5 protein-coding genes are annotated in these 8,647 nt (G+C 56.3%); all 5 read left to right on the top strand.

All coding sequences use genetic code 11. From position 1 onward, the window contains the following. Positions 1–163: 163 nt before the first annotated feature. Positions 164–4,030, top strand: a complete 3,867-nt coding sequence (locus BLEFHOIH_RS07355) for a hypothetical protein (protein ID WP_125461624.1) — start codon at positions 164–166, stop codon at positions 4,028–4,030. Between the two features lie 671 nt (positions 4,031–4,701). Further along, the gene (locus tag BLEFHOIH_RS07360; protein WP_088343924.1) at positions 4,702–5,565 is read left to right on the top strand and encodes an alpha/beta hydrolase; all 864 of its coding nucleotides are present in this window, start codon (positions 4,702–4,704) and stop codon (positions 5,563–5,565) included. Between the two features lie 1,068 nt (positions 5,566–6,633). Then, positions 6,634–6,843 carry a helix-turn-helix domain-containing protein gene (locus BLEFHOIH_RS07370; RefSeq protein ID WP_088343928.1) on the top strand — a complete coding sequence of 70 codons (210 nt, stop codon included), beginning with the start codon at positions 6,634–6,636 and terminating at the stop codon, positions 6,841–6,843. Between the two features lie 23 nt (positions 6,844–6,866). Further along, complete coding sequence (locus tag BLEFHOIH_RS07375) at positions 6,867–7,340, top strand: S26 family signal peptidase (RefSeq protein WP_170937044.1); 474 nt, start codon at positions 6,867–6,869, stop codon at positions 7,338–7,340. Positions 7,341–8,027: 687 nt separating this feature from the next. Beyond that, positions 8,028–8,647: ParB/RepB/Spo0J family partition protein (locus BLEFHOIH_RS27205; protein WP_141095421.1), on the top strand; the 620-nt coding region annotated here is incomplete at its 3' end.

Genomic DNA, 8,647 nt, shown 5'->3' on the forward strand with positions numbered 1-8,647 from the left:
GATCCAAGGAGGCGGCAATGCCAACATTCTGCTTTCTATCCGTCCAGCTCTAGAACGATTATGTTTCAACAGCGTCGAAACGGGAATATACAGCCAGTTTCTCTTTCCGGCTTTTCGTCGCCGTCAGAATGACCTAGCATCTCTCCAACGATTTCACCGAAAAATGATCTTTGAAGTCTCTCCATCGCAAATAGAGTCACTCGACTCAAATGGTCTTGCGGAACTGCTCCGAAGATTAGTTTACGCGGAAGCGCAACTCTCCGGCGTGAGTTTGCGCGGGGTATCCGTGCCGCTCCAGATCACCATCTCGGATGGCGGCGAGGACGGAAGAATCAAGTGGACCGGTGGGTTTGAACAGACCAATTATTTTCCGTCCCGGTTTTCCTTGTTTCAATCCAAAGCTACTAATCCACCTCCCGCTAAGTGGAAAGAAGAGACCTGGACAAAGAGCAGCCGGAAAAAGGGCGTCACTCGCAAATTAAGCGATGCATTTGCCACCTTGATCGAAGAAGGCGGTTCTTATGTCGGTTTCACCTCCGCCCCTATAGTTGGAAGGCGCAGGTACGATGAAAGAATTCAAGCCATTAGGAATGGCATCACTGAAACCGGCGGAGATCCTAATGGCCTCGCTGCGATAGAAATTTATGACTGCAACAAAATTGCGGATTGGTGCTCGCGACACCCTTCCGTCGCCGTCTGGCTCAATGAACGGCAATCAGGGTTGTCGTTGGGCGGCTTTCAAACCTTAGAAGGATGGCGCAAGAAGGCTGATTTCTCTGAGATTACCTATGTTGATGATTTGGGATCGCGATATTTTCTTGGGAGCCGTGCGACAGTATCCGCCAGTGAACGCCGACCAGCGAGAAAAGACGCTCTGGTGTTCCAGCAGGCTCGCGACCGTCTTGCGGATCATCTAGCCGAACCCGGCGCCTGTGTTCGCCTTGTCGGTCCATCGGGAATTGGAAAGTCGCGCTTCGCCTCCGAAATTTTTCGCGATCTGTCCACCGTAAGCAAGGAAATTACGGCCACCTCATCGATTTATTGCGATTACCGGAATGTAGGGCAGGACCTAGTCCAATTGGCAACTGCTCTCGCGCAGGCCTCCTTACCAGCTCTCATTATCGCTGACGAATGCCCTCGTGAGGTCGCCGTGCAACTTGGAGATATTGCAAGTGTTGACGGAAGTAAATTCCGCATCGTCGCCATAGACATCGATGATCGCTCGATTGACCCCGCTCATTGGCTCAATATTTCTATGGATCCTGGTGATGAGGCATTCATTGAAGGGATAGTTCGTCAAAAGCTCCCCGCTGTTGATGCTCTAACACTTTCCTACATAAAGAACCTTTGTGGCGGGTACCCCAGAATGGCGGTCCTCGTTACTGAAAACGTCGCCAACAAAGCTCCGATCTTGAAATCCTTGACCGATGTTGTTGATCGAATCCTAGAAGGTTGTCGCATAAACGAGCGGGAGCAACTCCGCGCTATTGAATGCTTAGCCTTGTTTGACCACCTGGCGCCAGACGGGCCATACGCAGATCAATTCGACCTTGCCGCAAGCCGGCTGGCAGAGCTGAGCGGGGATCGGATGTACGAGTACGTTGCCGAAGCCTCTCAACACCCTCTTGTAGCGAGGATTGATACTCAATTTTCAGTGCAACCCATTCCTATTTCTGCATTTTTAGGTACTCGGCGCCTGGACCTGCTTCGAGTTTCAACGGTAATGAGCTTTGTAGACGCCGCTCCACCGTTGCTCCTAGAGTCGTTCTTCCGGCAGTGGCGTTACTTCGATAGATCCATGACAGCTAAAGCCGTTGCTCAGCAGCTACTTAGCAGGGATGGCCGCTACGGGACATTTGAAGCTATCAACACCGAAACAGGTGCGAAGGCCTTCGACGCGTTGGTTCATGTCGTTCCAGAGGCGGCAACAGATAGCGTTCAACGGATATTTTCCGGCCGGTCAGTTGATCAACTGGACGAGTTGATTGCCGGCAAGTATTACTTTGTTCGCAGCCTGCAGAGGCTTGCCTTTCGGAACCGCTCATTCCCAATAGCTGCAAGAATTCTAATGCGACTCGCGGCCCTCGAAGTTGGCGAGGGGGGCGAGGCGACGCAAGCATTTACTGGCTTCTACCAAATTGCCTTGAGTGGGACGGAAGCTGACCCGACCGAACGTTTCGCACTCTTAGATGAAGGTTTAGCTTCGGAGGACGATCGGATCATTTTGCTCTGTATACGGGCCCTCGACGACACTCTAAAGCGGCAATTCTTTTCCCGATCGAATGACGCCGAGCAGATTGGTAGCGGCCCGCCGCTAAGAGACTGGAGCCCCAAAACGTGGGCGGAGGTCGCGGAATTTCATCGGCAAGGCCTCGCGCGCCTTAACGCTTTGAGGGGCCGCGGCGGGGAGATCGCCGCTCAATGCGAGGATGTGATCGCGCGCCACCTAAGAGGTCTTCTATCAGCAAACCTGTTTGCTGACCTTAAATCTGTCGTTTCAAAGATTGCGGCTGAACGGGGCTTATGGCTTGAGGCAATTAGATCCGTAGGGGATTGGCTTTACTTTGATCGGTCGAAGGCATCCGAGGAGCTATCCGGCAACGTACGGGCGCTGTATGACAGTCTAATCCCAACCGATTTACTGGAGCAGGCACTCCTTTACACTAAATTCTGGTCGGCGCAATTGCGCGACCCTAACGCTCTCTATTCTGCGCAGGGGGGGGCAGCTCACAGGGAATACTCAACGCAGAAATCTCGTGAGATAGCCGCACAGATCGCTGTGGACACGAAGATTACGGAGGAGGCACTAAAAGCACTGGCAGGGCAGGATCTCCACAATGCTTACGCGTTCGCCCAGGAGCTCGGTCTCAAGGCAGTCGACCCCACTGCCGCCTTTGCAGCCGCGGTTCAAGGGTATGAGATGTCATCAACGAGAAAGGGCATGCAACTCATCAGGGGGCTTCTCAACGGCATTGACCAGCGCAACCAAACAATCGCGGAAAAATGCTTGAAAATGGCCCTCGACTCTCAAGCTCTTAAGGATCAGGTCATTGATCTGTATTCCGCGACGCCTCTGACGCCTCAGCGTCTTGCCCAGATTGTTCTCAGATTGCGCGACGGAACAATTATCCCAACCAGCACTGCTTTTCTTTCATATGGCAAAGGGCTAGACCACTTAACTCCTTCTGACATTCTCCCTCTGCTTAATGAACTTGCCCAAAATCACGGTGCGAACGGTGCATGGACTGCGCTCGAAATTACTTCGATGTATCAACTAGGGCGCACTGACCTTGAGCAAACCATCGAGTTGTTCTTAAAGGCGCATCTAACCTCTCCAGCGTTGTTAGGAAAGATTACGCAAGGCGATAGAGACGGCTATTTATTCGAAAGTCTCGTTGAGCTGATCAAGAACAAGGGTACCCTGGATAAGCAGTTCGCCAGCGACCTTGCGGAACAGATCGTCCGCATCTGCCAAATCGCAGACTTTGATGCTTTTTACAGCCTCTGTGACCCCGCCCGAAAAATCATAGGACTTCTTGCCAAGGCTCAGCCAAGCGCAATGTGGAGTGTTCTCTCGCACTTTTTTGAACAAGCCACGCCTTCGGAGCGAAATCGGCTTGAAAAGCTAATTGGCCCAGCCGAATTTGACGATAATCACAATGCCGCGGGTCCCCTATTCGACGTGCCTGAAGCTGAGATGGTTGAGTGGGCAGCCGCTAATCCCGACAGCCGGGCCGCGTTCCTGTGTATGTTCTACCCGCTTATCTCAAACGACGCAGGAGAAGGTGCAACTTGGCACCCGGCTTTGGAGCGCCTCGCTGCTAGGTTTGGCGAAAGCGAAGCATTTCGGCGGGCGTTGGCACGCCGAATGCGCCCTTCGTCTTGGTCCGGATCAATCGTACCAATTCTCGAAGCATATCTTGATCCACTCGAAAAATGGTTCACTCATGCAATAGCGCGGCTTGCGTTATGGGCGCGCGAAACGCACAGAGAGTTAGAGCGCGAGATTGCAGCAGAGCAAGAGGCGTGAAAGCCAATAGCAACCGTTAGTTCGAAGCCGTGCTCATTCTCCGAGCCAGTTCATCGCCTACGCAATCTGCGCTCCTGTCGCTTCCGCTAAGTCCAAGGCAAGCTTGTCGGCGACATGCGCGTAACGCGCCGTTGTGAGGTGGTCCCGATCGTTCGGACAGTTTTTCCGCTTGGATAAGTGGATCGTCTGCCGGGGTTAGGCTGCCGAGCGGATCGGCAGTAGGTGCAATTGCCCGAAATAGGCTTGATCGGGCGTCTGGTCGTCAAGTGTAAACCGGCGTCGGGGTTCCGCGCCGATCGGCGCGCTAAGTTATTGTTTCGTCAAAGGCCAGAGGGGTCACCTAGTAACGCCGATTCACACTTGCGCGGCTTGTCCAGTTTCCGGCCTGATAGGAGAAGCTGGCGAAGGCGCGCATCGTCTCGGCCCCCGCCTCGGCCCGGCGCCGGCCGACAAGCTGTCGCATTGTTCGCTCTTCACGGATTTTCCCGGCTTTCCGCATCGCCGTAGTTGGATCTCCCGCATTAGCCTTGGTGCCGGTTGAAACGACAGCGCCACCAAATCTTCGAGCCTAAACCCCAGTTCCATCGAGCGATTTATCCAACCGAGCCCGCGTGTTTGCTCGGCGCTTGCGGCTGGCATTTTCCCGAAGTCCGTGGCGGAAAGGACTTACTATGGAGCGCAAAGCCATTTCTTGGGACGGAACGGAGATCGCCTTCGAAGTCGAGGGCTCAGGCCCGCCGCTCGTTCTTCTGCATGGCTTTGCCGCAAACCGGCATTGCTGGCGCGAAAAAGGCTATGTCGACAGATTGGTCTCGGCCGGCAGACAAGTCATTCTGATCGACGCGCGCGGGCACGGAAGCAGTGGGAAGCCTCATCATGCGGCCTGTTACGCCGACCACAAACGTGCGCAGGATACCATCGCCGTTCTCAATGACCTCGGCCTTCCCTCGGCTGATCTGCACGGCTTTTCCATGGGCGGCTGGAACGCACTTGCCACCGCTCGGACGTTCCCCAGCCGGGTGCGCAGCCTGTCGCTTAACGGCGCCCACGGGTTTGCGCAAAGCTTGCAGCCATTTCGGGACGCTTTGGGCCAAGGACTGAAGGGATGGACTGCACACCTTGAGCAGGAATGCGGCCGCGTCCTTGGTCCCAGGCGCCGGGCGCAATTGCTCAGCAACGACGTTAAAGCCTTGCAAGCCGGCGTTGCGCAAGACAGGCGCGATCTCGCGAGCGATCTGCGGGATATGCGATTGCCCTCGCTCACCCTTTGTGGAGACGATGAGCCGTTTCTCGACGCAGCGAAGATTTTTGCGGAAGTCATGCATGGCGCATTCGCATTGCTGCGCGGCAAAAACCATTCGGCGGCGTTCGCGGCCAAGGATGAGGTTTGCGATGCGCTGCTCGATTTCCTCCACGAACTCGATCATGGACGGTTTTCACAGGTGGTTCGAGACCAACGCAGCGCCAATACCGTCAACTGCGACCTTGGGCATGCGAGAACGCGGGCTTACAAGAGAAGCAAGCCAACCAACTGAAGGCGATCATCCTGGCCTGTAACTCCAAATGACGAACAACAATTCGATTGCATTAAGCATTTGTCGAAAAAAAGCGAGTGCTAGACAGCAATCTGAATATTCTACTGTGTATCCCGAGATTTCTTATGCGCGTTGCAGCGCACTATGATTTCCAAAACAGTTCGCTGGCGTCTAGGCCGCCAAGCAGACTTTCATCCGCTATGACGAGGGGCGAATGATCGAAAATCGATTAGACGGCCATTTGCCGCCGATCACGGCTTATGATGCAATCCAGACCTTGCCCAAATGCGATATCGCCTGGGAGTTTCTGCGCCGCAATATCGATTACCGCCGAGATGTTGCGCGTTTCGGCTCGGACGCCATCATCCGAGATCGGGATTGGCATGGCATCGCTGTCTACCGGCAGGCAAGGATCTGCGAGGCGGCCGCNCTCACGGTACCCGGCAACGGCCGGACCTCCCAAGCCCTCATGCATGCCCAGCCGCGTTTCTTGATCGATATTGAGGATAGAGTATCGCTGCATTTGCGCATGGGCGGGACGGTGGTGAGGCTGCCTGTGTCAAACGAGACGCCCCTCCAGCTTGGCAATGATATTGCCTTCATAATCAATCACGGGCAGGCGTGGGGAAGTGTCGAGCGCATTTCGCGAGGTTTTCGCCAAATGCAAGATCCGACGGTCTGGACAGCGCAACGTCTTTCGCTCCGCGATGCATTGGTTGCGTTCGATAGGACACATGCGGGTCTGCGCTACCGCGACATTGCCCGCTACCTGGTCGGCGATACGCGCGTGGACCAGGAGTGGCAGATTGGCCGCACAGCACTCAAGGACCGCATCAGGCGGGCCGTCAAGCGGGGCGAAAGGCTAGTCGGCGGCGGCTATCGCGCCTTGCTACGCCCGAGCGTGTCATCGCGTGACACGTCTTCGCGGAGTCGGGCGCCACAGTCGGGCGACCCGTTTGTTTACAGCCTCCAGGGTGGCGTTGTCTAAATAGCGAACTACGCCACTCCACGCCACAGTCTCAGCGCGCGACACTGAAACACATCCCAAGATCAAGAGGTGTGTTTGTCATGACGAAAGAAACCGAATCCCCGTATCTCACCCCGAAAGAAACTGCGTTCTTCTTGCGTCTCAAACGACGGACCCTCGATAACATGCGCTGGCTCGGATATGGTCCGCGCTTTCGTAAACATGGCGGCCGCATTCTCTATCACCGCGACGACGTGACCGCCTGGTCTGATGCAAGGCGCAGAAGGTCGACGTCTGGCGAACGCGATTGAAATGGTCATCCCATAAACGAATAGTGACCGCTGTGCTTGCGGCGGGATTGGCCTTATGGGTGTGCCCACAAGCGGTGTCGCCGAAATATTATTTCAATGCGTCGCCGAGTGTTCCGCGGGGGCTTTATGCCGTCACTTTCGACCCCCATTACAAACGCGGCGACCTCGTGCTTGCCGCGTTACCGTCCGGCACCGCTCGGCTCGCCGTCCGTCGAGGATATCTTGCTGCGGGAATGCCTGTGTTGAAGCGCCTTTCGGGTTTGAGAGGCGATCATGTTTGCCGCGACGGTCTTGCGATCAGCATCAACGGTCGTGTCGTCGCCGTGGCAATGATCGCTGACGCCCGTGGACGCGGCCTGCCGATTTGGAGCGGGTGTTCGTCGCTTCAACACGACGACGTTTTTCTGCTCGGCGATTCGCCCGACAGTTTTGACGGGCGCTATTTCGGACTGCTCAAGCGCACGCACATCATCGGTAAAGCGGCGCGGATTTGGTGACCGGGCCGGCATTCTGCCGCAGAAAGCTATCGCAGAGTCTTCATCGTGGCGTCGACGAGGCCGAGACAGGTCGCAAGCCGCTCCCTGAACACCCCCAGAGCTGCGCGCGGCTCGTCTTCAAGCCCAAGCATTTTCTCATCGAGGCAGACGCGGCACAGGCTGGCAAGATCGGTGTCGGCCAAAAAGCCTTTCGACCGAGCGTCAGCGATCACGGCCTCCGACAATCCCATCGGGTCCAATGTCAGCGTGCCGTCGGGGCGCAGAACCACCTCTAGCCTTGCCTTTGCGAGGACTGCGCTTTCGACCCTTTCCGCATCGATGATAAGCGTTATGTCGCCGGCCGGATCGCTGTGACCGGCGCAATAAGCGTCTTCCCCCTCATCGACGCAGAGACTGAATTGAGTGGCTCTTTTCGGCGAACTGCGTGACATGCACGGTCCTCCCATTCGAGGCTTTATAATTGCAAACTGCCTAATGNCGTGACGGCCGCTCTGAATGGCGGTTCTGGTTGCGATCGTGACCAAGCGACTGTTGCCTTGCAACCATAATCCTTTGCGAGAAGCCGCGCGTTTAACCGGCGAGCCCGTGCCGGGAATTAAAGAGTGAGAGGAGGATTTGGGTTTCGGGTGACGAGTTGAAAGTGAGAGGAGAGTGGCTCCTCCCCCGGCTCGTCAGGAGACCTCGACCATGGCTCAGGCCAAACTGACGCTTCATGCATCCCGGGACATTCCCCTTAATAAGCTCGTTCTGTCTCAGGCCAACGTCCGCCGCGAGAAGGCCGGACAATCGATTGAAATGCTCGCCGCCGATATCGAGCGCCGCGGCTTGCTGCAATCCCTGAGCGTCCGCCCGCTCACGGACGCAGGTGGCAAGGAGACCGGCATGTTCGAAGTCCCTGCCGGCGGGCGTCGCTTCAAGGCGCTGCAACTCCTCGTCAAACAGAAGAAGCTGCCGAAAACCGCTCCCATCCCCTGCATCGTCAAGACGGACGGGCTCGCCGAGGAAGACAGCCTTGCCGAAAACGTGATGCGCGAGGCGCTGCACCCGCTCGATCAATTCCGCGCGTTCCAGACGCTCGCCGAGGCGGGGCAAGGGCTGGAAGCAATTGCGGCGACCTTCGGCGTTACCGCCACCGTCGTGCGCCAACGTTTGAAGCTCGCCGCCGCCAGCCCGAAACTGCTCGAGGCGTATGCGGCCGACGAGCTGACCCTCGATCAATTGATGGCGTTTTGCGTCAGCGACGATCACCGGCGTCAGGAGGAGGTGTGGGCGCGCCTTTCAAACGCCTACAACCGCGAACCCTACGC

The sequence above is a fragment of the Rhodomicrobium sp. R_RK_3 genome (genome assembly GCF_002198715.1).
Classification (GTDB): Bacteria; Pseudomonadota; Alphaproteobacteria; order Rhizobiales; family Rhodomicrobiaceae; genus R-RK-3.

Bases quoted from the DNA above. Each gene is read 5' to 3' on its own strand.
- BLEFHOIH_RS07355 (WP_125461624.1), top strand. From the start codon at position 164: ATGATCTTTGAAGTCTCTCCATCGCAAATAGAGTCACTCGACTCAAAT.
- BLEFHOIH_RS07370 (WP_088343928.1), top strand. From the start codon at position 6,634: ATGACGAAAGAAACCGAATCCCCGTATCTCACCCCGAAAGAAACTGCG.
- BLEFHOIH_RS07360 (WP_088343924.1), top strand. From the start codon at position 4,702: ATGGAGCGCAAAGCCATTTCTTGGGACGGAACGGAGATCGCCTTCGAA.